Raw genomic sequence first — 24,921 nt, 5'->3', positions numbered from 1 at the left:
GTGGCGACAAAAGCATGCGCCTGTCGGAAATGAACCTGCCCCGCTTTCCCCTCCTGTCCGAGGCTGAAACGGAAGAGCTGTTGCGCCGGGCCAAGGCAGGGGATAAAGAAGCCCGGGAGCGGTTGATTAATTGCAATCTCAAGCTGGTTTTTAACCTGGTCCAGCGCTTCGAAAATCGTAACTATGAACTGGAGGACCTCTTCCAGATCGGTACCATTGGCCTGATCAAGGCCATTGATAAATTTGACCTGAGCTACCAGGTGCGGTTTTCCACCTATGCCGTGCCCATGATTTTGGGGGAAATCAGGCGGTTTTTGCGGGACGATAGCACCGTCAAGGTAAGCCGCTCTTTAAAGGAGACGGCCTTCAAGGTTAACCGCACCCGGGAGGAACTGGCTAAAAAACTGGGCCGGGAGCCGGCCATTGGCGAAATAGCCGAAGCCCTGGATCTATCCCGGGAGGAGATAGTCGCTGCCCTGGAAGCCGTCCAGATGCCGGGGTCCATCCACGATACCATTTACCAGGATGACGGTGACCCTATCTATGTCCTGGACCAGCTGGCCGCAGAAGAAGGGGAAGAGCCGGCCTGGCTGGATAAAATTGCCCTGAAGGAAGTACTGCGTAAAATTCCGGAGAAACACCGGCGGGTCCTGGTCATGCGTTTTTTCCAGGATAAAACCCAGGCCCAAGTAGCGGCCCGCATGGGGCTGTCCCAGGTGCAGATTTCCCGTATTGAGCGCCAGGCCCTGCAGAAAATCAGGGAACTGTTGCAGGCGGAGGGAAACGAAGAGGCGACGCCGGCAGATAAAGAAAATGGGTGAAAGCAAACTAAAAAGTGGGAGACTGGAGCGAATGCCAATCGCTTTTCGTCTCCCACTTATTTTTTTACCATGATACCGCCGGCCATCCTGGCCGTCAGGTAAGGATACTATAATATTAAGCGCTGCGGTAAAGTTTGGTGAGGATAAATTCCTTATGACTCAGGGCTTCGGCACAGGTATAACGGCCGTTCAAGGTACGGATAAACATGTCCAGAATAGCGGTACCGGCACCGTCGAGGTCCATTTCCCGGCGTAGAAGACCTGTCAGGTCGACGTCAATGTGCTCGCTCATGGTGCTGACCGTCACCGGGTTGGCTGAAATCTTGATTACCGGGATGATGGGGTTGCCGACGATGTTGCCCTGGCCGGTGGTGAAGAAGTGCAGGACCGAGCCGCCGGCGGCAAAAAGGGTAACGGCTTCGGCGCCGGCAGAGGAGGTCTCCATGTACCACAAACCTTTACCTTTGGGGGCTTCGGCCGGCTGGAGGACACCCTGGATCATGGCCCGCTTGCCGATTTTCTGGATGTTACCGAGGGCCTTCTCTTCGATGGTGGTCAGGCCGCCGGCGATATTGCCTTCGGTGGGCTGGGAGCCGCAGAGGTCGACGCCCTGGGAGATAATAAAGTCGCTGTAGGATTTAAAGCTCTGCATGAACTGTTCACGGACCTCCGGGGTGGCGCAGCGGGCGGCCACCAGGTGCTCACCACCGGTGAGTTCGGAGGTTTCACCGAAGAGGACGGTCACGCCCATATCGACCAGGCGATCGACGGCGTTACCTATGGAAGGATTGGAGGCCAACCCAGAGGTGGTGTCGGACTCGCCGCACTTGATGCTGACGACCAGTTCGGAGATATCGCATTCCTCTTTTTGCAATTCGGTAGCGTACTGGACAAATTCGATGGCTTTACGGGAGGCCATTTCGATGACCTTCAGGTCGCCGTAGCGTTCAATGGCAAAGCCGGCCACGGGTTTTCCCGTTTTGGCGATGCCTTCCACCACGCGGTTGGTCCAGTTGGGTTCAATGCCGATAACTATGCAGGCCGCCACATTGGGGTTGGAGCCGGTGCCGATTAAGGTCCGGAAAAGGAGTTCCAGGTCTTCGCCGAATTGGAGGCGGCCGTAAGGATGGGGCAGGGCGATGGTACCGTCAATGAGCTTGGCTACCCCTTCGGCGGCAGCATTGGAAAGGTCATCTAAGGGAAGTATAACTACCCGGTTGCGGACGCCGACGCTGCCGTTTTCCCGGCGGTAGCCCATGAATTTGGTCCCGGTCATTTTTACCACCTCGCAGTTTTTAAATTATGGACGTGGACATGTTCGCCTTTGGCGATGGGGGCTACGGTTTTGCCGATGGGTTCGCCGTACTTGATTACAGTTTCACCTTTGGCGATGTCCTTAAGGGCAATCTTGTGGCCGAGTTTGATGTCGCTCAGGGCCTTGACGCTGACAATGGAGTTGTCCTCCATTACCCACCCGGTTACCGTTTCGCCGGCCTGGATATCGGCCACGGCCACGCCAACGGTATCCCGCTTGTCATGGACAAAGAATTTTTCCACTACAGGTTCCCCCTCTCTGGAAATGTAAGAATAGGCCTCATCTGGAAGGCATAAAGTGTGAGGTCTGTGGTAGGACCACTTTTATTATAAAACCACTCCCAGGGACTGTCAAGGCAAAAATTATAAAAAATGTTACCGATAGAGCCTAACGGGTATGTCAAGCGTCAATGAAAATGTCAGGTAAAACACATCTGTGATTCTGTCAGGGACGTGGTATAATTAGGCCTGCGAGATTTCCATGGTTTACGCCATGGATGATCTGCAGCGGGCCTACGAGGAAGAGAAGGAGTAGAGCCCGCGCTTTTTTCTAGAGCTATAGCAGGCATATTATTCTCTGAATTGCTTTTAGCATTTTCCAAGAATACCTCAAGGCTATAAAAATGGCCCTGCCAAGCAACGCACAAAGCACCGTGCAGGGGTTTAAGGACCTCCACAACGGAGCGAAGGGGGATAAAAGGCGCACCTTTAGGGTTTAAAACTTTATATGTCTTACCCTGGAAGTGAATAGTATATATAGCCAGGATTTAAGGTTCTATATTCCTTCCAGGAGAAGATATATTCCAGGCGCAAATGAGAAGGAATGGGGCGGAAGGCCGAAACAGTTTCAGCCGGGGGAACGGCGAATTTTTCATTGTAATGCTCAATAAAATCCGGAAGTACGGCGTTAGCCTCTTCAAGGGAAGAGGCGCCAGCCAGGCGGAGTTTGATAACCAGCCTTTGCTGCAAAGTCTCAAAAGAGTGCTCAATGCGGCCTTTAGCCTGGGGAGAATAGGCCGGAATATGCTGGATGTCAAGGTCCCTTAAGATGCGGCCAATATGGGTTAAAGAGCGTCTCTCACCCAGGAATTGCTCCTCAAGAGTAAGGTGATCCTGCTTCTCTTTCAGTGAGAAGAAGAGGGTATGCTTGTCCGAATAAATAGCAAGAGGGATGCCGTGCTGGGAGATAAGTTGGTATAAGAGACGGCAATAACCCTCGAAATCCTCAGCAGGCCAGAAGAGGGCGGAAAGAATTCGGCCAGTAGCGTCGTCGACGGCCAGCAATAAAACCAGCGATGGACCACGGCCCTCCAGCCAATCATGGTGGCTACCATCAATTTGGACCAGCATCCCGAATTGCGGTTTACGAGGACGGCGGCAATGGGGTTTATGGGGCCGGTGTTTCCTGGGACTAAGGATACCAGCGGCTTTAAGGATACGGCCCACAGAAGCCGGGCTTAAACAAATACCTTCATGCTCGCAGAGCAGTTCGCTCAAGAAAGTGTAATTGCACCCACTGTATTTAGTTTGAGCGAGCTGCACTACCTCCTGACGGATATTATCAGGGAGGGCATGAGCGGGTTTACGGCCACGATTTCCGTGGGCCAGGCCTGCGGGGCCAGAGGTTTGAAGTTTTGCCTTAAGGCGATAGGCATGGCGTTCGCTAATCCCCAAGATGAAGGCTGCATACGGTACTGAAACCTCCCCATCTAAAGCTTTTTGTAAAATAATTACCCGGTTCATTTCCATCTGTGACAAGGTAATCCTCTCCCTACTCATACTGACATTTTTACAGATGGATTTCACCCTGACAATATCACAAATGGATCACACACATAGAGCCCGCGGGGTATTGACAAATGAAAACATGATAGTATAATATTATTGTCAACAAAAGACCTGGCAAGGAAGCCTGATTTTGGTAAAGAAGCCCCGTGTGTGCAATGAGGCACGCCGGGGCTTTATATCTTTGTAAAACCTTACATTAGCCAGCCTAATCTTTTAGGGACTTGGGTAAACAGATGTCTTAGGAGATGCAGCCATATGATACCGAGGGTGATATGGGTGTACTTCTATTCCCTGCATTTTTGTTGTTGCCCGGACTTTAACCCCGCCCAGGAACAGATATGTTCCGCTGTCTTAAAGCGGTGGTTCCTGGTAGGAATGAGAGGTTAGGAAAAAATTTTTGTATAGACTACAAAAAAATTTTATGATGAGCAGGAAAAATTGTGGTTATGTCGAATGATAAAATTTAATGCTACAGTTGAGAAAGGATTTGATGAAATGCGCTCTAAAAACGTTGCTACAATTACAACAGGCGCCGCACCGGCAGCCATTGGTCCCTATTCCCAGGCCATAAAAGCTGGCAACATTATTTTTACATCTGGCCAGATACCCATTGATCCGGCCACCGGCCAGGTTGTCGCCGGGGGGGTTGCCAGGCAGACTGAACAGGTCATGGCCAACTTGCAGGCCATACTGGCAGCCGCCGGGGCCGGTTTGGAGAATGTTGTTAAAACAACCCTGTACATTAAAGATATGAATGATTTCGATGCCATAAATGAAGTTTACAGCCGTTATTTTACCAAGGAACCCCCGGCCCGTTCCTGCGTTGAAGTGGCCCGCTTACCCAAAAATGTACTGGTGGAGATTGAGGCGATGGCGGTTGTCGAAGATAAGTAAAGAAGGGGGTGGTCAAGAATAGCTGGCTGGAGGAATTTTAATAGCCACAGGTACATTTAGCTAAAGTGGCAGCGTTTGAGGAGGAAGAGACAATGAGTTTTGTCCGATGTTTGGAGTGTCCAAAGTGTCATGCTACTTATTCTGCCAGCGAAGTACATAACCTTTGCCATTGTAGTTCGCCATTACTGGTGCACTATGACCTGGAACGTTTGGAGAAGACTGTGAAAAAAGAGGACTTAAAAGGCAGGCGGGCCGACCTCTGGCGTTACTGGGAGTTTTTACCCCTGGAGAAGGAAGAAAATATCGTTTCCCTGGGAGAGGGTTTTACTCCTATCTTTACTGCCAACAACTTGGGGCGGGAGCTGGGATTTAAGCACCTTTATATCAAAGATGAGGGCTTAAATCCAACCGGGACTTTTAAGGCCCGGGGTGCCGCCGTAGGCGTTTCCAGGGCTAAGGAATTGGGTATTAAAACAATTGCCATGCCCACAGCCGGCAATGCCGGTGGTGCCTGGTCTTCCTATGGGGCCAAGGCGGGGATGGAAATGATTATTGCCATGCCGGTTGATGCTCCCGATCTGGCTAAAAAAGAGTGTGTAGTCAGCGGTGCCCGGACTTACTTAGTTAAAGGTTTAATTTCTGACGCCGGGAAAATAATTGCCCGGGGAGTAAAAAAATACGGCTGGTTTGATGCTTCAACTTTAAAAGAGCCATATCGCATTGAAGGCAAAAAAACCATGGGCCTGGAAATTGCCGAGCAATTTAACTGGGAGCTACCCGATGCCGTCCTCTATCCTACCGGCGGCGGGGTGGGTATCATCGGCATCTGGAAAGCCCTGCAAGAACTCAAGGCCATTGGCTGGATTAAAGGGCCCTTACCCAAGATGATTGCCGTCCAGGCCGAAGGGTGTTCTCCTATTGTTAAGGCTTTCCAGGAAGGCAAGAAGGAATCGGAGTTTTTTGAGGGTGCGCAGACTATTGCTGGCGGTATCCGGGTGCCCAAGGCTTTAGGTGATTTTCTGGTACTCGAGGCGGTTTATGAAAGCGGCGGTACGGCGGTAAGTGTTAGCGACGATGAGATCCTGGCAGCGGTAAAACTTGTCGCCAGGACCGAGGGCATGTTTATTTGCCCCGAGGGCGCCGCCGCCGTCGCCGGAGCGCAAAAATTGCTGACAAGCGGTTTCCTGAAGCCCGATGAAAAGGTGGTTGTTTTAAACACCGGTAGCGGTCTGAAATACCCGGAATTGATAAATTTAGACCTGCCGGTATTGGAGAAAGACACGGATATATAGTCAAGGACAAAAGGGTGCCATTATTTAGATAGGATTTAGGCTTTCGGTTGTAACTTAAGGAATATTCGGGGATGGGTTAAGACGCGGATTTGAAGGCGCAAACCAAGAAATCTCATGATGGGAGGAAATCAGATGACCTGGAGGCATCACATTCGACGTATAAAAAGGGTACTGGCACTGATGTTGGCCATTAGTTTTATTCTTTTACAAGTCGGATGCGGAAAACAACAAGACCAAGCTGGCCAGCAACAGGCTCCACGCAAGTTAGTGGTAACAAGTTACGGCGGTGCCTATGAGGAATTTTTCCGCTCCGAAGTTATTCCATCTTTTGAAAAGGAATACAACTGCAAGGTTGAGCTCGCGGTTGGTTTAGCTAAGGATTGGCTGGCAAAGATGAGGGCGGCTGGCCCCGACAATCCTCCTTATGATGTAGTAATGACTAACGAAATCTGGGCCAGCCAGGAACGGGCTGAGGGCTTTTTCGTACCTCTTCCGTCGGACAAGGTTCCAAATCTCAAGGACGTGCACCCGCTTCTCCGCAACAAGGATGATAACGGTGTCTTAGGCATAATCCAGCCTATCGGGATTGCCTACCGCACCGACCGGGTGAAAAATCCGCCTACTAGCTGGAAAGATCTGTGGAAGCCTGAATATAAGGGCAAGTTGGGGCTATACACTATCACCAATTCTGCTGGCATGATGTTCGTTACGCTTGTGAGTAAGGTTTTCACCGGGGACGAGCATAACATCGATGTGGCGCTGGAGGAAATTAAGAAGCTTAAGCCGTTTAAGCAAACCGACTTCTCGGGTGATATGGAAAAACTACTTTCACAGGGCGAGATCGATATTGGTATCCTGGATTCTCCGGCGGTAGCGCGGTTGCGCCACCAGGGTTTGCCGATTGGGTGGGTAGCACCCACAGAAGGCGTATACATGTTCGAGCAGGACTTTAACGTTACTAAAGGCAGCAAAGTCAAGGATCTAGCATACGCCTGGATAGACTACAACTTGAGACCCGAGGTGCAGGAAAAATGGATGCGGAAGTTCTACACTACGCCGGCCAATGTGAAGGTTAGTGTACCGCCTGAACTTCAAAGCGATATTCCGATTTATGGCGATAAACTCCAGAGTATAATCACCTGGGACTGGAAGTGGATTAACCAGGAGAAGCAATCTCTTACTGAGAAGTGGAATAAAGAGTTTACCCGTTAAGCTTGAAACTAGTAGGAGGGTAAGATTGGTGGCAGAGTTGCGGTTAGTTGGGCTGACTAAACGGTTCGGTTCTTTTACCGCAGTTGACGACCTGAACCTTTGTGTTGGCGATGGTGAGCTTCTGGCGTTGCTGGGGCCAAGCGGCTGCGGTAAGACGACCACGCTGAGGTGCATCTCGGGCTTCGAATTACCGGACGAGGGTGATGTCTTTTTTGGCGACAAGCAAGTTACATTGCTCCCTCCTGAGCAGCGGAACATTGGTATGGTGTTCCAGAATTACGCGCTGTTCCCGCATATGACGGTGTATGAAAACATTGCCTTCGGTCTTCGGTTGCGCCGTTGTACGAAGGCTGAAATACACCGGCGGGTTTGCGAGGTTCTCGAACGCGTGGGATTGAGTGGGGCGGGGGAACGATACCCCCGCCAACTAAGTGGTGGTCAGCAGCAGCGCGTTGCCCTGGCCAGGGCTTTAGTAATCTCGCCCTCCCTATTGCTCCTGGATGAGCCCCTGGCCAATCTTGACGCCAAACTCAGAGAGGAAATGCGGTTCTACATTCGCTCCCTTCAAAAAAATGTCGGGATAACCGCAGTGTATGTTACCCATGACCAGGCAGAGGCGATGGTACTGGCGGATCGGGTGGCGGTGATGTTTGCAGGCAAACTTGCCCAAATAGGCCCGCCGGCGGAGGTTTACCGCCACCCCGCCACCCCAGAGGTAGCTCAATTTATCGGATTGGCCAATTTCCTTACAGGTAGCGTTCAAGAGATACTTGAGAGTGGCTGCAAAGTTATGACAAGTGTGGGTCTGGTTGAGTGTGCTGAAAGCCGTGGTTTGGGAGTGGGTGAAAAGGTGCTCCTGACTGTGCGTCCTGAAGCCATCAGCCTGCACAGGCATTCGGCAAGGGTGGCCCTTCCCGGTCAAAATATAATCCGTGGCGTAATTAAAGAAAGCGCTTTTCTTGGTAATACCGTCGATTACTGGGTGGAGGTAGGAGACGGATTGCTGGTGCGAGTTCAGGGCAGCCCCATTGACATACTAGGGTTGGGAACTGAGGTGGACCTTTCCTTTTCTCCTTCCTCTTCCTGGCTCATTCCGGCAGAACACTAAACAAGTTAAGTGGGGAGGCAATGTTATGGGTGAATTCTGGCTGAAATCACAGCAGGAAGCTGAAGATTTGGTGAGGGGAGCTACGCTTTTAGGTACGGGAGGTGGAGGAAGCCCGGAAGAAGGCCGCCGCCTGTTTAGTGAGGCCTTGGCCCAGGGATTGAAGGTAGGATGGGTTGATGCGGAGACAATTAGGGATGATGACTACACCATGTGCGTCAGCTTTATGGGTAACCGTGCCCGCCTTACCCCTGAAGATGAACGTAAGAAGTTAGCCATGGGTTTAACAGACTTCACCTATCCCGATAACCTGGTAAAGGCTGCTGAAGTTTTGATAGAAGTCCTAGGTTTCCGACCAAAGTATGTTATCTGTCCGGAACTGGGGGGGTCCAATACCCCGGGGCCACTTTGTGTAGCAGCCAAGCTGGATTTGTTGGTACCTGATGGCGACTATGCCGGCCGTGCCCTGCCTGAGATAGCCCAGTGCACGCCATGCCTGTATGGACTACCCATGTTGCCAATGGTGAGCGTGGATAAGTGGGGAGATATAACGGTAATTCGGGCATCACGCAACTATAGCATGGCTGAGCGAGTAGGCAAGATGCTGGCCATGGCTGCTTTTGGCAATACAGCATTGGCAGGATTTGTTCTCTCAGGCAAGGATACGAAGCGGGTGCTGGTATGGCATACCCTATCACAGTCTCTGGAGGTTGGGCGCGCGATTAGAAAGGCCCTTGAAGGTGGAACGGATCCCGTGGCTGCTGCGGCCCGCGCTACAGGCGCAAAGGTCGTGTTTGAAGGGGAGTTGGTAAATGCTGAGACTGGTGTCGTAGACGGATATTACCAGGGTTATCACTATTTTATTGGCCGAGGGGACTGGCAAGGACAAGAAGCACGTATTTGGTTCCGGAATGAAAACCACCTACTGTGGATCGGCGATGGAGTTGGGGCGACGTCGCCTGACATGATCATGCAAATGGACCCGTCATCAGGTGAGCCGGTTCCCAACCACTCCCTGGAGGTAGGCCGTTGTGTAGCCATTTTGGTTGCGCCGGCGCGGCAGGCACACCGTAATAAGAAAGCCATTGAGCAATTGGGACCGCGTCACTATGGTTTCGATATCGATTATTCTCCAATATCTGTTGATACTGAAGGCAGAGGGTGAACGAGTTGACACCTCAAGGACAGAGAGGAAAAGTTGCCCCGACATTTCTATTGCTAGTACCCTCAGTTTTGCTGATATCTTTTCTGCTGGTGGCACCTTATGGCTACATGGTTCCGGTAAGCTTTTGTAAGCCGGGACAGATATCAGGGTACGAGAAGGCATTTACTCTCGCCAACTATGCCAAGGCCCTAGGCGATAGCTACTACCTGAGAATAATGATGTGGACCTTGGTTTACAGCATAGGCACAACGTTGGGATGTTTGCTATTGGGGTATCCGGTTGCTTACTACTTGGCGCGAACACGGACCAAGTGGAAAGGATTGTTGATGATAGGAATTCTGTCACCCCTTCTGGTAGGTGTGGTTATCCGTTGCTATGGGTGGATGGTTCTCTTAGCGGACAATGGGCTGGTCAACAGTTTGTTAGGACGGTTGGGAATTGGGCCCTTTAAGCTCATGTACAACCCTTTTGGCGTTATGCTTGCCCTGGTACACATTAACCTGCCATTTATGATCTTGACGCTTACTGGGAGTATCCAGACTATAGATCCGGTCTTAGAGGAGGCAGCACAGAGTTTGGGGGCATCACCAAGGAGGACTTTCTTTAGTGTTACACTACCAATGAGTCTCCCGGGGGTCTATTCAGGAACCCTGCTGGTATTTCTGCAGGTAGTAAGTGCCTACGCCATTCCCGTGTTGTTAGGTGGCTTTCAAGTGATGATGACACCTATACTGGTGGTACAACAGGTGATAGATATATTTAACTGGCCCTTTGGCTCGGCTCTAGCTATAGTACTCTTTATAGTCTCAGGTTTAATAATCTGGCTGTATACGAGGGCGATGAATCGGCTGATGAGGGGGCTAGCTTAGCCATGGAAGGGAAACGACGCCAAGGTGGAATTGGGCTTGCTGTGGCAGTTGCTCTCATCTATGTTTTTCTCCTGTTACCAATAATTATTGTGGTTCTTGCAGCTTTTAACGCCGGGGAATACTTAAGTTTCCCACCGCAGGGATTTTCCCTGCGGTGGTTTGAGAAGTTTTTCAGTAGCGAACCGTTTGTTAGGTCGTTCATATTCAGCCTGAGACTTGCCTTCATTACCACGTGTATATCGACAGTGATCGGAACGATGGCCAGTTTCTATGTGGTAAGGTACTCACGCATAGGTAAAGATTTTCTTCGTGTGTTGCATACCGCCCCCATGATGCTTCCGGGGATGTTAACCGGGACTGCCCTGCTAATTTTCTTTTATACAATTGGCTTGGGCGGGACGTACGCAGGGTTGCTCTTGGGTCATGTATTAGTTACCATGCCCTACGTGTTTTTAGCCGTGAGCGCTGCACTGTATAATTTTGACAGGAGCCTGGAAGAAGCCGCAAGGAGCCTAGGAGCCAGGCCGTTCACGACATTGGGTAGGATTACGTTGCCTCTTATCAAGGGAGGCATTATATCTGGAGCCATGTTTTCCTTCATTACATCCTTTGACCAGTTCCCTATTTCTCTATTGCTGTCAGGAGTTGGCATGACACCATTGCCAATACAGGTGTTCGATTATTTACGGTTTGAGTTTGATCCGACGGCCGCAGCGGTCGGTACTGTGACAATTGTTATGACTGCCGTTATCATCTTGGTGACTGAGAAATTCGTCGGCCTCGAGAGTATGTATTGGGGCAGTAAATGATGGAAGGGATAGAAAATGGCTACAACATTCTTGAAAGATGCAGAAGATATTGAGGCTTTTCTGACAGGGCTTACTTTCTTCGGTACAGGCGGCGGGGGCGACCCGGGCCGAGGGAGAAAGTTGATTGAGACAGAGCTGAGTTCAGGACGCAAAGTGGGGTGGTATGATCCTGACGAGGTAGATCAGGACGCCTGGTGTGTTAGGGTCAGCAGGACCGGATCGACTGGAGCGCCTACTCCCGCGATGATTGAGCTGAAGGAGAAGCTTGGAATGCGGGAGGAAAACCAGTTTCACTACCACATAGCCGAAGCGGTCCGTGAACTTGAGACGGTGGCGGGCGTTAAGATAGGCGCTATCGTACCACCGGAATTAGGTGCGTCAAATACTTGTGTTGCCCTTACGGTAGGTGCTTACCTGGGAATCCCTGTACTGGATGCAGACTACGCGGGGCGGGCTATTCCGGAACTCTGCAATACTACTCCGTGCCTGAGCGGGTGGAAAATCTGGCCCCTGGCCACTGTGGATGCCTGGGGTAATAGATGTGTTGTTAAAGAAGCCCTTAGCCCCCAGGTAGCGGAGCGAATAGTAAGGCACCTTGCGGTGGCATCGTTCGGGCATACCGGTGTGGCCGGCTTTTTAAAGAAGGTGCGCGACGCCAGAAATGTTGCTGTTTTGTACACTCTTAGTGAGGCATTGCAGGTAGGAAGGGCAATGCTCGAGGCACGATTGGAAGGAAGAGATGTGGCTGAGGTCGCTGCTGCTAGTGCCAGCGGTTGGGTTATATTCCGGGGAGAAGTATTTAAAACTGGGGGAGAAAATCGCGACGGATTTTTCTGGGGAGAACATGTGATCAAGGGAGAGGGTTCCTGGCAGGGCCGTACGCTGAGGATCTGGTATAAGAATGAAAACCTGATAAGCTGGCTCGATGATATTCCTTACATCACAGCTCCGGACCTAATTTCTGTCATAGATACGAGCAATGGTATCCCCCTGACCAACCCACAGGTAGCTGCGGGCCAGAAGGTGGCTGTTGTTGCCCTGCGCGCCAGGCCGCAGTACCGGACACCTGATGGATTGGCAAACCTTGGACCAGGTCATTTTGGCTTTGATTTCGAGTACCGACCGATAGAAGAGGTTTTGAATGCAAAAGGGGGATGCCACCAGTGACATGTGTATCTGAGGCTCACGTCGGACTAATCCGTGTACTAACCACTGACGATGAAGAGACGTTAGGAGCACACGGCAGGGTCCTAGAAGCAGCTTTCCCCTGGATGCGGACCATCTCTCGATGCATTCCTGACCAACCCCAGGGAATTTTTGATGATAACACAGAGCAACTTGCGGTGCCAAAGATTATTAGGTTAGCAGAAGAGATGGCAGATGGCTTAGATGCCTTGGCGATAACTTGCGCCGCCGACCCGGGCCTGGTGGAGGTGCGCAAAGTAGTAAGCATACCGGTAGTAGGGGCGGGATCCTCCGGAGCAGCGGTAGCGGCGGCACAAGGCAACCGAGTGGCTGTTTTGGGCCTGGAGGGGGCTGTTCCCCGGCCTATTAAAAGTATCCTTGGTAGGCGGTTTTTGAATTTCTATTCGGTCCCGGGCATGCGGACGGCTTGTGATCTGCTATCTGGGCAGGGCAAGCAGGCTGTAGTAGATGTAGCGCGTCAGGCACTTAAGGATGGCGCTGACGTAATTCTCTTTGGGTGTTGCGCTATGTCTAGTATGGGTTTAGCGCCATTATTGCGACTTGAGTGCGGTGTACCGGTGGTGGATCCCGTAGTGGCGGCGGGAGCTATGCTGTGGGAGGCGATCAGAAGTTGGCGCGCGTAACCTTACTTATGATGGGCCAGACACCGCGCCCTGATTCCTTGGTATCCGAGTTCAGTGGTATCCTGGGTGGAGAACATTGCGTGCAGGAACTGGGAGTCCTAGACGGTTTGGAGCCGAGGGACATCGCCAATTTGGCACCGGTGGGCGAAGAGGCTCGTATCGTGACACCCCTCCGTTCTGGCAAGACGGCGGTACTAGCTAAGAAGGCCCTGATACCCTTGATCGAGAGGCAGGCTCACAAGGCACTTATGGAGGGTAGCGAACTGGTTGTACTCATGTGCACGGGCAACTTTTCAGGCCTTCCTCCGGAGCCAAGGTTAATGAGATCTTCTGAAGTGTGCCATTCAGTAGTAAAGGCACTGGTCGGTCACGGGTTGTTGGGAGTGCTGGTTCCGCTTCCGGAGCAAGTCGCGGCAGCCCAGGCAGATTTTGAACACCTTGGTGTCCGGGTGGTGGCGAAGGACGCATCCCCGTATGGCCCTCTGGAACGGATAGAGCAGGGAATAGAGCAAGCGGCCGAGGCCCTGGCAAAAGCGGGGTGCGACCTGGTGTTTATGAATTGCTTCGGATATTCAACCACAATGAAATCCTTGGTACGCAAGGTATTTGGAGAGCGGGTAATCTTGGCCCGGTCACTGGTCGCCCGGGTGGTTCAGGAGCTATTATCCTCCTGCTAGAGCGCCCGTGGTGAGACACTTGCACCCTTATATCTTGTATAGCAACTTGAAAGAAGTCAAAAACAGCAGGGAGGATTTACCTTGAAAGCCGAAGAAGTGGCAGGGCTGGGAGGGATGGTGCGAGCGCAGTTCACACTTACGGTACCTGAAGGGAAGCTTTTAATAGCCCGCGCCATCGCGGCTTTGCCTGATGTGAGACGGGCTCTAGAAACAGGCCGAATACTTCTTAAGGGCGGTACCACAGTATCGGCTGTGGCGGAACAACTGGCAAAGGTGGCGTTGCGCATTTCCGGGCGAGTTACTCCTCGAGGGACTAAAGCAGCTTGGGATTCCGGCGATGATTCACCTCACAGTATCATCCTGGAAAAGGGTAGTTGGCGGAACATCGATGGTTGTTTCGCAGAGGAGGTAGCTTCTCTTTCGTTAGGAGATGTAGCGGTGCTGGGTGCAAATGCCCTGGACCCCCAGGGAAGGGCGGCGATGATGGCTGGAAGCCTGCTGGGGGGTAATCCAGGGAGGGCTTTGTCAGGCTTGATGGCACAAGGGGTTAAGGTTTTCGTAGCTTGTGGGCTCGAAAAACTGATACCCGGGCCTGTGGATGAAGCAATAAAACATTGCGGCCTGACCGGTACGTCGTGGTCCATGGGCATGGCAGTTGGCCTTATGCCAGTTGTGGGTCATGTAGTTACGGAAAGGGAGGCAGTGGAAATACTTTCTGGCGCAATCTGCACGGTAATTGGCCGGGGAGGAATAAACGGGGCCGAGGGGGCCACAACGATGGTGGCTGAAGGCGATGAAGCAAAGGTGCAGGCAGCGATATCCGTTGTTTTAGACGTGAAGGGTGCTTGTACCAGCGGCAGTTCCAGGAGTATGGAAGAATGTCGGGCAGGCTGCCCAAAATGCCGGGAGCACCGGTCCTGCGCCTGGCGGAAATGGAGTAAGAGCGGATTCGAGAAAAGACAATAGATAGGCCGGTTTTTGTTTACTCGGTCCGGATGTACAACTGAAGCAAATGATTTGGTTAAATTTACCATGGGCTATCGATTGGAGGTAGCTGATAAATGCAAGATGTTGATTGGGGAGCGGTTGCTGAAGAAGCCACGTCTATTCTTCAGGGGTTAGTACGGATAGATACTACCAACCCTCCTGGAAACGAAACTGCAGCTGCATTCTATCTAGCTGAAATTCTACGGAGAGAGGGTCTGTCGCCGGAGGTGATAGAACCTCAGCCCGGGCGCGGGAGCCTGATTTGCCGTCTTTCCGGCTCTGGCGAGCGGGGGGACCCTTTGTTACTCCTTTCGCATCTGGACGTTGTCGGTGTAGAGCGTGATAAGTGGGAGCGCGATCCCTTCTCGGGTGAGCTGGCCGGAGGATATATTTGGGGCCGAGGTACTTTAGATTGCAAGGGTCTTACTGTAATGGAAGTTATGGTTCTATTACTCCTCTGGCGCCAGGGGAGAAAGCTGGGCCGCGATTTAATCCTGGCTGCTACCGCAGATGAAGAGACAGGAGGCAAATGGGGTGCAGGATGGCTGGTAGCCAATCGACCTGACTTGATAGATGCTCCCTACGTCATCAATGAGGGAGGTGGGTATGGGTTCGTTCTGGGTAGCCATAGATACTATGCATGTCAGGTAGGCGAGAAAGGTCGGTGTCGCTTCCGGGTGACAACGAAAGGCAAGGGGGGTCACGCTTCAAGGCCCACTTCAGATAACCCCATATTCCTAATGGGCCGGGTATTGCAATCGCTGAACGAAATGAAAATGTCAGCCAGGATGACGCAGACCATCCGGGAGTTTTTCCGGATTACGGCGGCTGGCCAGCCCCCGGAAGTCGTTACTGTCCTGGACAAGCTCGCCCGGGGTTGCAGGCTTAACGCCGAGGAAACTTCCCTACTCCCCGAGGGCCTGGCAGCAGATATTTATGCGACAACCCATGATACCCTTAGCCCTACCATATTGAAGGCGGGGGAAAAAATAAACGTGATACCGTCGGAGGCCACCCTGATGGTAGATGCCAGACTGGTGCCGGGTTCTGAACCAGCCGCCTTCTTAGACCGTGTACGGGAGCAGTTATCGCCGCTAGGAGGTGTTGAGGTGGAAGTCATAGATTCGGGCTCTGGTTTGGAGGCCGACCCCGACTCCGAGTTGTACCGTTGTATGGCAGAGGTAATTGCTGAGGAGGAGCAAGGTGCAGCACTAGTGCCATTTCTTTCTACAGGTGGGACAGATGCCAAGCACTTATGCAAGAGGAACGGAGTCCGAGTGTATGGCTTTATGCCCACGCGACCGGATCCCGACGCGCCGGTGAGGGAATTATTACACAGTCATAATGAACGAATTTCGGTAGAGAACCTGCTTTTTGGTACCCGCCTGTTGTACAATGTAGTACGTAGATTCTGTAGCTGAATGCCGGTGTTGAACCATCCTCGATAACCACGGATATTGTTCTCACCTGTCCATGACGGGAGCAATTCTTGACGTTAAATCAACAAATGATTAATTTTAGTGTATAATACTTTTCATAAAGCTTAGCAAGGAGGCTGACTATGGCGGCAAGCCCAATCCATCCAGCATTAGAGGCGATGAAGCCTGTAGCCGAGGGCATAGCAGCAACCTTTGGTAAAAATTGCGAAGTTGTTCTTCATGATCTCAGCGAGCCGTCCAGTTCCCTTATTTTCAAAGCCGGATCGGTGACTAATAGAGAAATCGGCGCCCCGGTTACCAACCTGGTGCTGGAAGCCCTGCAACGTTACGGCGACGCCACCAAGGATTTAATCGGTTATCTTAACCGGACTAAGGACGGTAAGGTCTTGAAATCATCCACCATATTTATCCGTGATAACAGCGGTAAGATTATTGGTTGCCTGTGTATTAACTTTGATCTTACGGAGTTCCAGCTCGCTAAAAATATACTGGAGGACTTCTGCCAGCTAAAGGACCTGGCTGACGCAGGCTTTGAACGAACCCAGGAGCAATTTGCCCAGGACATTAACGAAGTGGTTGATAACGTGGTGGAAAGCGTCCTGCAGGAACTTGGCAAACCGGTACCGGTCATGACCAAGGAAGAAAAAGTTAAGGCCGTGGAAATGCTCGATGACCGGGGTGTTTTCCTGGTCAAGGGGGCAGTGGATGTCGTCGCCCAGGCCTTGGCAGTTTCTAAATATACCATTTATAATTACCTTGAGGAAGCCCGGGCCCTTAAAGGCTACCGGCGGGCCGTACTATAGGGCAACAAAACCTGGGTTGACCTAGATAGTGGCGATGGGGGTGCGGGCTGGGAATCAGGCCCTTAAGAAAAAGACGGCATGGTTTCCGGCAGCAATTTTCAGGAGGAAGGACAGGATGCTTTTTACCTTTGATCTCCAGACGCCAAGCAAAGAGGCCATGGTTGATATTACCCACCTGGCAGCCAGGGCAGTACAGCAGGCAGGCGTAAAGGAAGGCCTCTGTATGGTCTACGTACCCCACACGACGGCCGGGGTGACCATAAATGAAAATGCCGACCCGGATGTGGTAGCCGATATCCTGGCGGCTCTGGCCAGAATTGTTCCGGCAGGAGGTTACCGCCACGGCGAAGGCAACTCGCCGGCTCACATCAAAGCCTCCCTCATGGGCAGCAGCCAGACGGTGATTGTATATAACGGCAACCTGGTGCTCGGTACCTGGCAGGGCATTTATTTCTGCGAATTCGACGGTCCCCGCCGGCGCAAGGTGCATATCAAGGTGTGGGAGGGATAGAGATAAATTGCTCGACAGCCAGGAAGGCCAATGGTATAATATACCCGTAGTGGAAGATAATAGTGGCATAGAAGTGGTGAGCTCATGGAGGATACTCTCCTTTCTCTGGCAGAACGCTTGCGGGAGGCCCTTATAAAGAGAGAAGAAATTAAGTTTGCTTATCTCTTTGGTTCCTACGCCCGGGGAAAGGCGCATAAGCTTAGTGATGTGGACGTTGCTATTTATCTAGATGAAAAGCGAATACCACCGAGCGGACCTTATGGTTATAGAAGTGATTTGTTGATCACCATGAGGCAGCAGCTCCGGCAGCCCCTGGATTTAGTTATCCTCAATGAAGCGCCTTTAGTTCTACGTTTTCGCGTTATACGTGATGGCAAAATCCTTTTCTGCCGCGATAGCAGGGCCCGCATTCGCTTTCATGAAAAAACGCTATGCGCTTATTTGGATTTCCAGCCTGTGTTAAGGCTTCAGAAACAGTATATGCTGAAAAGGCTGGCCGAGGGGCGCTTCGGAGGTACAGGTAGTGGTTGATGCAGGTGTTGTTCAACAAAAACTTCAACAACTGGAACGTTATTTGAGACAGTTGGAGAAACACAAGAATGCAAAGGCCCTTGAGCTGGAGCAAGATCTGGACTTGGCCTGGATAGTGGAACATGGTTTGCAACTTAGCATCCAGGTGGTACTAGATATTGGTACTCATATCCTGGCCGAGGAAGGAATTACTGTAGACGAATATAGCGACATTTTCGGAGAACTGGCAAAGCTAGGGGTTTTACCTGAAAAGTTTGCCCGGGATATTTCCGGTATGGCGGGCTTTAGAAATATTCTGGTACATGAATACGGCAAGGTAGATATGGAAAAGGTGGCAGATATCATGAAAAATCACTTGGATGATTTCCGTCAATTTGCTCGATACGTTATCAAGTACATAGGTTGGAGTTTTTAGCTAATATGAAGCCCCGGCGATTCCCGGGGCTTACATTTATTATAGATCGGCGCTATGGTCGGCGTAAGCGATTTTCACGTTAGCTTTAAACTCGGTTAGCTTACCGTCCTCAACGTTGGCCGTTAGGTTATATACCTCCACCCCAGAAATGTTCCGGATCTCCCGGCTGGCTTCAGCCACGGCTTGCTCGACGGCATCCTTCCAGTTATGGGGCGATTCGCCCACCAGTTCTACTACTTTAACGTGCAAAGGAAAACCTCCCTTCCTTATTTAAAATCATACTGTTTTTTTATTATTCCCCGGGCTGATGAAATAATCCCTTTCCCTGAACGGGATAATAAACGGGATTTCCGGCAATTTTATTTTAAAAGCCAGGAGGATTTTATCTTCGGAGCTTGAACTAAATAAACTTAGGCCCGGGAACATTTTATTGGCATAAAAGGGCAGAAGGAGGCAAAGTCATGGTAAAAGTCGAGAAATTTGTGCGCTTTGCCGCAGGGGAAGAAACCTTTTACGGCCGCCTGGATGGAGAGACGATTATCGCCCTGGAAGGCGATATTTTCGGGGCGTACCGCGAAAACGGCCGGCGCTTCAATTTGAACGAAGTCACGCTCCTGGCTCCCTGCCGGCCCGGCAAGGCTGTTTGCGTGGGGTTGAACTACCGCAGCCATGCTGCGGAAATGGCCGAGAAGGTGCCGGAAGACCCGGTCATCTTTATCAAACCGCCGACAAGCGTTATTGGTCCAAATGCAAACATAATTTACTGGCCCATGGTCAAACGCCTTGATTACGAAGCCGAGCTGGCCGTTGTCATCGGCCGCGAGGCCCATAATGTTAAGGAAGAAGAAGCTGAGGAGTATATTTTTGGCTATACCGTAGGGAATGACGTTACGGCCCGGGACCTGCAGCAGAAAGACGGCCAGTGGACCAGGTCTAAGGGTTTCGATACTTTTCTACCCATCGGGCCTTATATCGTTCGAGGGATAGACGTTGCTGACCTTCGTGTCCAGTCTTTTTTAAACGGCGAGCTAAAGCAGGACGGCCGTACCTCCCAGATGATCTTTTGTGTGCCCTTCCTGGTGAGTTTTATTTCCCAGGTGATGACCCTTTTACCAGGGGATATCATCCTGACCGGCACACCCGAAGGAGTGGGCCCCATGCAAGTGGGTGATACCATCGAGATCAGGGTGGAGGAAGTAGGAAGCCTTGTCAACAGGATAGTTGCTCCTAGCGTATAATACTGTGTACATCCCTCCCAAAACCTTTACAAAATCAGCAGCAAGAGAAATAATAAAAATATCATTAACGCTGGAGGGATTTATAGTGGAAATTGCCCGGAGGGCTGCCGGCATCAGCCCATCCCCTACCCTGGCTATAGATGCCCAGGCCAAAGCCATGAAGGCTAAAGGTATTCAGGTAATCAATTTCAGTGCCGGCGAGCCTGATTTCGACACGCCCGAACATATCAAGCAAGCAGCCATTGACGCCTTAAAGGCCGGCTTTACCCGTTACACGCCCGTGGCCGGGATCCCGGAACTGCGCCAGGCAGTCTGCGACAGCCTGAAGGTCCGGGGTTTAAGCTATGAGCCTGCCAACATAGTGGTATCGTGCGGCGCCAAACACTCCCTTTACAACGCCATGCAGGTCTTACTTAACGAAGGTGATGAAGTAATCCTTAGCGCCCCCTACTGGGTAAGTTATTACGAGCAAATTAAGCTGGCCGGCGGGGTCCCGGTGGTAGTAAATACCGATGCTACTACGGATTTCAAGTTAACCCCGGCGGCCCTGAAGGCAGCCCTGACTCCCCGGACCAAACTCTTAATCCTCAATTCGCCCTGCAATCCCACCGGGGTGGTCTACAGCCGGAGCGAATTAGAAGCCCTGGCGGAAGTAATCCTGTCCCATGGCCTGATGGTTATTTCCGATGAAATATATGCCGCCCTGCTCTATGATGGTCTCACCCACACCAGCATCGCCGCCCTGGGGCCGGAAATAAAAGAGCGCACCATCCTGATCGACGGCGTGTCCAAAACCTATGCCATGACCGGCTGGCGGATTGGCTATGCCGCCGCTCCCCGGCCAGTTGCCACGGCCATGACCGACCTCCAGAGCCACTCGACTTCCAACCCTACTTCTATAGCCCAGAAGGCGGCGGTGGCCGCCCTGACCGGCAGCCAGGAACCGGTGGAAGCAATGCGCTGCGAGTTTGAACAGCGCCGCAACCGCATCCTGGCAGGATTAAGGGAACTGCCGGGTGTGATGTGCAACCAGCCCGGCGGTGCCTTCTATGTTTTCCCGTACATCGGCAAGCTATTTGGCCGCCGCTTCCGAGGCCAGGTGCTGGCCAGTTCTACCGACGTGGCCACGGTTCTCCTTAATGAATACCAGGTAGCCGTGGTCCCAGGCATTGCCTTTGGCGCCGACCCATTCTTACGCCTTTCCTATGCCACCTCGATGACCCAGATCGAAGCCGGCTTGGAGCGGTTCAAAGCCTTTGTCGGGGAATTGCAATAAAACCGCCACTCTTAAGCCCGGGGTTAATCCCGGGCTTAAACTTCTAAAAATGATTGGCAGGCATTAATCCTCCAGAAATCCGGGTCAATCCCGGGCTTTTTAGTGTAAGAATCAAAAACCGCCCGGTGAAATCATCCGAGCGGGTAACGTCTTAATTACCAGAGCTAGTTTAGGGGCAGCCTGGCCAGAATAACAAGGAGGGAGGTAATGACGCCTATGAATCCGACAATAACACCTGCTACGATACCGAATGACCAGCGTTGAACGCTGCGCAGCTCTCGATGCATTTCTTCGCGTACTCGATGTATTTCTTCACGTAATGAGCCCATGTCTTGCCGCATAGTACCAATTTCATTTTCTAGCCTGGTAAAACGGTTTTCAAATTTGTTCTCTAGCTCGGTAAACCGGTTTTCAAATTTGCTCTCTAGCTCGGTAAAGCGGTTTTCAAATTCATTTTCTAACTCGGTAAACCGGGTTTCCACCTTACTAAACCTGGTTTCCAAGCGTGCATCCATGTTATTAAGCTGCTGGACCAGGTAATTGAATGGGTCAAAACCTCTAGGGTAGAATATTTCATCTGTCCCGGCAGCTATTTCTTTTCTGGCTTCTTCAGGCATATTTGTCCCTCCCTGATACAATTGTACCATTATCTCGCGGGATGGGCAATGGCAGTTCTTATTACTGCAAACCTCCCTTCAATGTCCAGGACGGTAGAGCAGCATCACCAGGCCGGGCAGCAGGGCGGCCCCGGCCACCAACCCCCAAGCCCCGGTGGGTAGGGTGCCGGTACCCAGGACAGCTTGCAGGGGCGTCAGGTAGACAGCCATCAGTGTTACTGCTGCCGCCCCCAGGGCCCAGAGATTAAGGACACTGTTGCTAAAGAACCCCTGGCGGTAAGGGGGCAGGCTCTGGGTCCTTAAGGCGTAGGCCAGCAGGACATGCCCCAGCATCCAGGTGGCAAAGGCGGCAGTTTGCCTTATAGGTACAGGGGCCGGTCCCCACCAGACTTCGAGGCCCTGGTAGGCCAGCCCTACTGCCAGGGCCAGGAGCAGGCCTCCGGCAAAGATCACCTGGACCATGGGCCGGTCCAGGAAGGGCCGGCCGGGCCGGCGCGGGGGGCGTTCCATGAGAGGCTCCTCCGGGGGCTCGATGACAAAGGCGGTTGAGGCCGCCAGGTCCATGAACAGTTCCAGGAGAATAATCATCAGGGGCGAAAAGGGAGCCGGTTGCCCCAGGGCGGCAGGTACCAGCATGGTGGCGATGAGGGCTACCTTCACTGCCAGGTAATAGCGCACCGACTTTTGCAGGTTCGCCAGGAGGCCCCGCCCCTGGCGGATGGCCGTGGCCAGGGTAGAAAAGCAGTCGTCGCTTAAAACCACGCCGGCGGCCTCCCGGGCGACATCGGTACCCTGGCGGCCCATGGCCAGGCCCACGTGGGCCACCGCCAGGGCCGGGGCATCATTAATACCATCGCCGATCATGGCGACTATTTCCCCTTTAGCCTGCAGGGCCTGGACTAACTGGAGTTTCTGCTCCGGTGTTATGCGCGCCAGGACACGGGTTTCCTGGAGAAAGGGATCCCAATCCTCCGGATTTAATTGCTCCAGTTCGGCGCCGGCCAGTAATTTCTCTGCCGGTATACCTACCTGGCGGGCAATACTGCGGGCTGCCTCGGGGTGGTCGCCGGTGGCCAGGTAGACCTTGATCCCGGCCCGCTGCACGGCGGCCACTGCCGCGGCAGCCTCAGGGCGTAAGGAATCGGCAAAGATTAAAAATCCCAGGAAAGTGAGGTCCTGGCCGGCTGCAGCAGCCCCTGCCGGCAGGTCCTGGCTGGAGAAAAAGCGCCTGGCTACTGCCAGGACCCGCTTACCTTGGCCGGCAAATTGCGCCAGGGTGGCGGCGGTAGCCTCGCGGGTGGGGGGACCGGTACACATGGCCAGCACTTCTTCCGCCGCTCCCTTGACATATAGGGTAGCCCCGGCCTGGCTAGCGCGCAGGGCCCCTACCCAGCGTTGTTCCTGGTTTAAAGGGTAAAAGGCCAGCAATTCTTCCCTGGGCAGGTCCAGGTGCCCTCCACCTTCGGCCAGGGCCTTTTCCAGGGGGTCACAGGCTTCCAAGGCAGTAACCGGGCTCTGGGTCAGGAGGGCGGCCAGGAGTAATTCACCGGCCGCGTTATCCTGCCGGGCCAGGGCAGGGGACAGGAGTTCTCCTTCCCCCGGCAGCCAGAGGGCTTCCAGGGTGAGGCGGTTGGCCGTCAGGGTACCCGTCTTGTCGGTGACCACGGTGGTGATGTGTCCCAGGGTTTCAGCGGCTCGCAGGCGCCGGACCAGGGCCTTTTCCCGGGCGAGCTTTAGAGACCCCAGGCCCAGGACCATGGTCACCAGGATGGGGAGTTCTTCGGGTATGGTGGCAAAGGCCAGGCTCAGGCCGGTGAGGACCGCCCGGGGCCAGGGTTCCCTGGCCACCAGGAACTGGAGGAAAGGGATAAGCACGGCAAAAGCCAGGGCAACTAGCGCCAGGACCCGGCTCAGTTCCCGCATGAACTGCTGCAGGGGGGTGCGGGGCTCACGGGCCCGGCGCGTAAGGCCAACAATCCGCCCCAGTTCGGTCTCCAGACCTGTGGCTACCACGCAGGCCAGACCTTCACCCCGGGATATTACCGTACCCTGATAAACCATATTGTGACGGTCGGGCAGGGGGGTCGCCGGGTCCAGGGGGCGGGTATGTTTTTCCACCGGCAGGGATTCCCCGGTAAGGGGGGACTCATCGACGGCTAGTCCGGCGCTCACCAGGAGGCGGGCGTCGGCCGGCACGCGGTTGCCGGGCTGGAGCACCAGGATATCGCCGGGGACAACGTCTTCAGTATTAATGGCCTCTACTTTGCCCTGGCGCAGGACCGGGGTAGTGGGGGCGTTCAGGTCCTGGAGGGCGGCAATAGCCTTCTTGGCGCGAAACTCGGTGCCTACCTCAATGAAGACGATACCCAGGATAATGACCGTTACGGCCAGGGCTTCCCCCAGTTCTCCCAGGAGGAAATAGGCGGCAGCCACCGCCAGGAGTAAAAGGATCATGGGCTCGCGGATTTCTTCGGCAAAGATATGCCAGAAGGATAGGACGGGACGGGCCAGCGTGCGGTTGGGACCATAAATTTTCAGGCGCCTCTGGGCTTCAGCGGTACTTAGACCCTGCTCCGGGTCTACCTGCTGCCAGGCCAGAACATCTCCCGGCGCCTGGCTCCAGGGGCAGGGGGCCGGCATCAATTAACCCTCCCTTTCTTTTAAGGCTCCATAGGTAAGAGTGGTAAACCTCGTCAGGGCTACCCGGGCTTCGTCTATAAGGGAGGCGACCTGTTCACCCAGGGGGGCATTATACCAATCGCGCTCCCGGGCCCGCTGGTACCAGCGTTCGATTTTTTCCAGTTCGGCTTCCTCCTCTTCTATTTCCGCCGGAGAAAAGTTCTGGATACGTACTTCCTTTTCCAGTTCCGCCAGGTATTTGTTAATCTCTTTAATTATTTCCTGGTATTCTTTATTGCGCATCTCCCTGAATTGCTCTATTACCTGTGCTTCTTGCCCGGGATCAAGGTTGAGATTGGGGAAGAGATAGGCAATGCCTTCGAATTCTTCTACCCGTGTCTTTAGTTGTTCCAGTTTTTCCAGTAGTCCGGGGCGTGCCGGGAGCAGGCAGGCGGCTTGCTGCAGGTAGAGGGCTCCCAGCCTGTTGAGTTCCCGCCAGAGGTAAATGCGCTTGCTCGATGGTTCACCGGGTACTTTATAGATGAACAGGTGCCATTTGTTGCCGGGGCTGGTAATGTCCTGGTTCATTAATCTCACCCATAGATGTAACATTAGTTACAATGTAACAGATGTTGCATTAAAAGTCAAGGTTAAAGGGGGAACGGCAGGAAAAATTAATCCTCGCGGCGAATAATTGCAGGATATATTTC

26 protein-coding genes are annotated in these 24,921 nt (G+C 52.8%); 19 read left to right on the top strand and 7 right to left on the bottom strand.

Annotated features, from left to right (window positions below):
* Positions 1-14 precede the first annotated feature (14 nt).
* Positions 15-821 carry an RNA polymerase sporulation sigma factor SigF gene (gene sigF / locus MOMUL_RS10740; RefSeq protein ID WP_062284823.1) on the top strand — a complete coding sequence of 269 codons (807 nt, stop codon included), beginning with the start codon at positions 15-17 and terminating at the stop codon, positions 819-821.
* 115 nt (positions 822-936) lie between these two features.
* Here sigF and MOMUL_RS10735 read toward each other — a convergent pair whose 3' ends face one another.
* The 3 genes from MOMUL_RS10735 to MOMUL_RS10725 form a co-directional block, all read right to left on the bottom strand.
* Entirely contained in the window at positions 937-2,097 is a 1,161-nt protein-coding gene (locus MOMUL_RS10735; protein WP_062284821.1) for a UxaA family hydrolase, read from the bottom strand.
* A 2-nt stretch (positions 2,098-2,099) separates the two neighbouring features.
* Complete coding sequence (locus MOMUL_RS10730; protein WP_054935406.1) at positions 2,100-2,378, bottom strand: UxaA family hydrolase; 279 nt, start codon at positions 2,376-2,378, stop codon at positions 2,100-2,102.
* Positions 2,379-2,867: 489 nt separating this feature from the next.
* Positions 2,868-3,884: an ISNCY family transposase gene (locus tag MOMUL_RS10725; protein ID WP_236713090.1), complete on the bottom strand. Its 1,017-nt coding sequence runs from the start codon at positions 3,882-3,884 to the stop codon at positions 2,868-2,870.
* Between the two features lie 534 nt (positions 3,885-4,418).
* On the opposite strand from MOMUL_RS10725, the gene MOMUL_RS10720 reads away from it, so the two are divergent.
* From MOMUL_RS10720 to hepT, 16 genes are all read left to right on the top strand, one after another.
* A complete protein-coding gene (locus MOMUL_RS10720) occupies positions 4,419-4,817 on the top strand; it encodes a RidA family protein (RefSeq protein WP_062284877.1) in 399 nt (132 codons plus the stop codon).
* A 92-nt stretch (positions 4,818-4,909) separates the two neighbouring features.
* The gene (locus MOMUL_RS10715) at positions 4,910-6,109 is read left to right on the top strand and encodes a threonine synthase (RefSeq protein WP_062284819.1); all 1,200 of its coding nucleotides are present in this window, start codon (positions 4,910-4,912) and stop codon (positions 6,107-6,109) included.
* A 132-nt stretch (positions 6,110-6,241) separates the two neighbouring features.
* Complete coding sequence (locus MOMUL_RS10710; protein ID WP_062284818.1) at positions 6,242-7,321, top strand: ABC transporter substrate-binding protein; 1,080 nt, start codon at positions 6,242-6,244, stop codon at positions 7,319-7,321.
* A gap of 28 nt (positions 7,322-7,349) precedes the next feature.
* The gene (locus tag MOMUL_RS10705; RefSeq protein ID WP_062284875.1) at positions 7,350-8,429 is read left to right on the top strand and encodes an ABC transporter ATP-binding protein; all 1,080 of its coding nucleotides are present in this window, start codon (positions 7,350-7,352) and stop codon (positions 8,427-8,429) included.
* Positions 8,430-8,454: 25 nt separating this feature from the next.
* On the top strand, positions 8,455-9,591 hold the full coding sequence (locus tag MOMUL_RS10700) for an S-methyl thiohydantoin desulfurase family protein (RefSeq protein WP_062284816.1): 1,137 nt from the start codon (positions 8,455-8,457) through the stop codon (positions 9,589-9,591).
* Positions 9,588-10,460, top strand: coding sequence for an ABC transporter permease (locus tag MOMUL_RS10695; protein WP_062284814.1), 873 nt, complete (start codon positions 9,588-9,590; stop codon positions 10,458-10,460). Before MOMUL_RS10700 ends, MOMUL_RS10695 begins: the two co-directional genes overlap by 4 nt.
* 2 nt (positions 10,461-10,462) lie before the next feature.
* Positions 10,463-11,269 carry an ABC transporter permease gene (locus tag MOMUL_RS10690; protein ID WP_062284813.1) on the top strand — a complete coding sequence of 269 codons (807 nt, stop codon included), beginning with the start codon at positions 10,463-10,465 and terminating at the stop codon, positions 11,267-11,269.
* Positions 11,270-11,284: 15 nt separating this feature from the next.
* Positions 11,285-12,436, top strand: coding sequence for an S-methyl thiohydantoin desulfurase family protein (locus MOMUL_RS10685; RefSeq protein ID WP_062284811.1), 1,152 nt, complete (start codon positions 11,285-11,287; stop codon positions 12,434-12,436).
* Positions 12,424-13,098, top strand: a complete 675-nt coding sequence (locus MOMUL_RS10680; protein WP_064774393.1) for an aspartate/glutamate racemase family protein — start codon at positions 12,424-12,426, stop codon at positions 13,096-13,098. Before MOMUL_RS10685 ends, MOMUL_RS10680 begins: the two co-directional genes overlap by 13 nt.
* Positions 13,086-13,775, top strand: coding sequence for an AroM family protein (locus tag MOMUL_RS10675; RefSeq protein ID WP_062284808.1), 690 nt, complete (start codon positions 13,086-13,088; stop codon positions 13,773-13,775). Before MOMUL_RS10680 ends, MOMUL_RS10675 begins: the two co-directional genes overlap by 13 nt.
* Positions 13,776-13,856: 81 nt before the next feature.
* Positions 13,857-14,741, top strand: a complete 885-nt coding sequence (locus MOMUL_RS10670; RefSeq protein ID WP_062284806.1) for a DeoR/GlpR family DNA-binding transcription regulator — start codon at positions 13,857-13,859, stop codon at positions 14,739-14,741.
* 95 nt (positions 14,742-14,836) lie between these two features.
* Entirely contained in the window at positions 14,837-16,183 is a 1,347-nt protein-coding gene (locus tag MOMUL_RS10665) for a M20/M25/M40 family metallo-hydrolase (protein WP_062284805.1), read from the top strand.
* Positions 16,184-16,323: 140 nt separating this feature from the next.
* Positions 16,324-17,004 (top strand): helix-turn-helix transcriptional regulator, encoded by a 681-nt coding sequence (locus tag MOMUL_RS10660; RefSeq protein ID WP_201786513.1) that lies wholly within the window; start codon positions 16,324-16,326, stop codon positions 17,002-17,004.
* 115 nt (positions 17,005-17,119) lie between these two features.
* Positions 17,120-17,515 carry a secondary thiamine-phosphate synthase enzyme YjbQ gene (locus tag MOMUL_RS10655; RefSeq protein ID WP_062284802.1) on the top strand — a complete coding sequence of 132 codons (396 nt, stop codon included), beginning with the start codon at positions 17,120-17,122 and terminating at the stop codon, positions 17,513-17,515.
* An 84-nt stretch (positions 17,516-17,599) separates the two neighbouring features.
* A complete protein-coding gene (mntA, locus tag MOMUL_RS10650; RefSeq protein ID WP_062284800.1) occupies positions 17,600-18,046 on the top strand; it encodes a type VII toxin-antitoxin system MntA family adenylyltransferase antitoxin in 447 nt (148 codons plus the stop codon).
* Positions 18,039-18,461, top strand: coding sequence for a type VII toxin-antitoxin system HepT family RNase toxin (gene hepT, locus MOMUL_RS10645; protein WP_062284798.1), 423 nt, complete (start codon positions 18,039-18,041; stop codon positions 18,459-18,461). Before mntA ends, hepT begins: the two co-directional genes overlap by 8 nt.
* Before the next feature lie 39 nt (positions 18,462-18,500).
* Here hepT and MOMUL_RS10640 read toward each other — a convergent pair whose 3' ends face one another.
* Entirely contained in the window at positions 18,501-18,710 is a 210-nt protein-coding gene (locus MOMUL_RS10640; RefSeq protein ID WP_062284796.1) for a dodecin family protein, read from the bottom strand.
* Between the two features lie 212 nt (positions 18,711-18,922).
* Here MOMUL_RS10640 and MOMUL_RS10635 point away from each other — a divergent pair, with 212 nt between their 5' ends.
* Together MOMUL_RS10635 and MOMUL_RS10630 are read left to right on the top strand one after the other, a co-directional pair.
* Positions 18,923-19,699: a fumarylacetoacetate hydrolase family protein gene (locus MOMUL_RS10635; RefSeq protein WP_062284794.1), complete on the top strand. Its 777-nt coding sequence runs from the start codon at positions 18,923-18,925 to the stop codon at positions 19,697-19,699.
* An 85-nt stretch (positions 19,700-19,784) separates the two neighbouring features.
* Positions 19,785-20,975 (top strand): pyridoxal phosphate-dependent aminotransferase, encoded by a 1,191-nt coding sequence (locus MOMUL_RS10630; protein WP_062284791.1) that lies wholly within the window; start codon positions 19,785-19,787, stop codon positions 20,973-20,975.
* A 164-nt stretch (positions 20,976-21,139) separates the two neighbouring features.
* Here MOMUL_RS10630 and MOMUL_RS10625 read toward each other — a convergent pair whose 3' ends face one another.
* The 3 genes from MOMUL_RS10625 to MOMUL_RS10615 form a co-directional block, all read right to left on the bottom strand.
* Positions 21,140-21,592: a hypothetical protein gene (locus MOMUL_RS10625; protein WP_062284789.1), complete on the bottom strand. Its 453-nt coding sequence runs from the start codon at positions 21,590-21,592 to the stop codon at positions 21,140-21,142.
* A 78-nt stretch (positions 21,593-21,670) separates the two neighbouring features.
* Positions 21,671-24,232: a cation-translocating P-type ATPase gene (locus tag MOMUL_RS10620; RefSeq protein WP_062284787.1), complete on the bottom strand. Its 2,562-nt coding sequence runs from the start codon at positions 24,230-24,232 to the stop codon at positions 21,671-21,673.
* Positions 24,233-24,235: 3 nt separating this feature from the next.
* Positions 24,236-24,799 carry a Chromate resistance protein ChrB gene (locus MOMUL_RS10615; RefSeq protein WP_062284786.1) on the bottom strand — a complete coding sequence of 188 codons (564 nt, stop codon included), beginning with the start codon at positions 24,797-24,799 and terminating at the stop codon, positions 24,236-24,238.
* Positions 24,800-24,921 lie beyond the last annotated feature (122 nt).

The sequence above is a fragment of the Moorella mulderi DSM 14980 genome, from assembly GCF_001594015.1.
Taxonomy (GTDB): Bacteria; Bacillota; DSM-521; order Neomoorellales; family Neomoorellaceae; genus Neomoorella; species Neomoorella mulderi.
The sequence above is the reverse complement of the archived record's forward strand: the minus strand, read 5'-3'. Positions and strand labels throughout refer to the sequence as shown.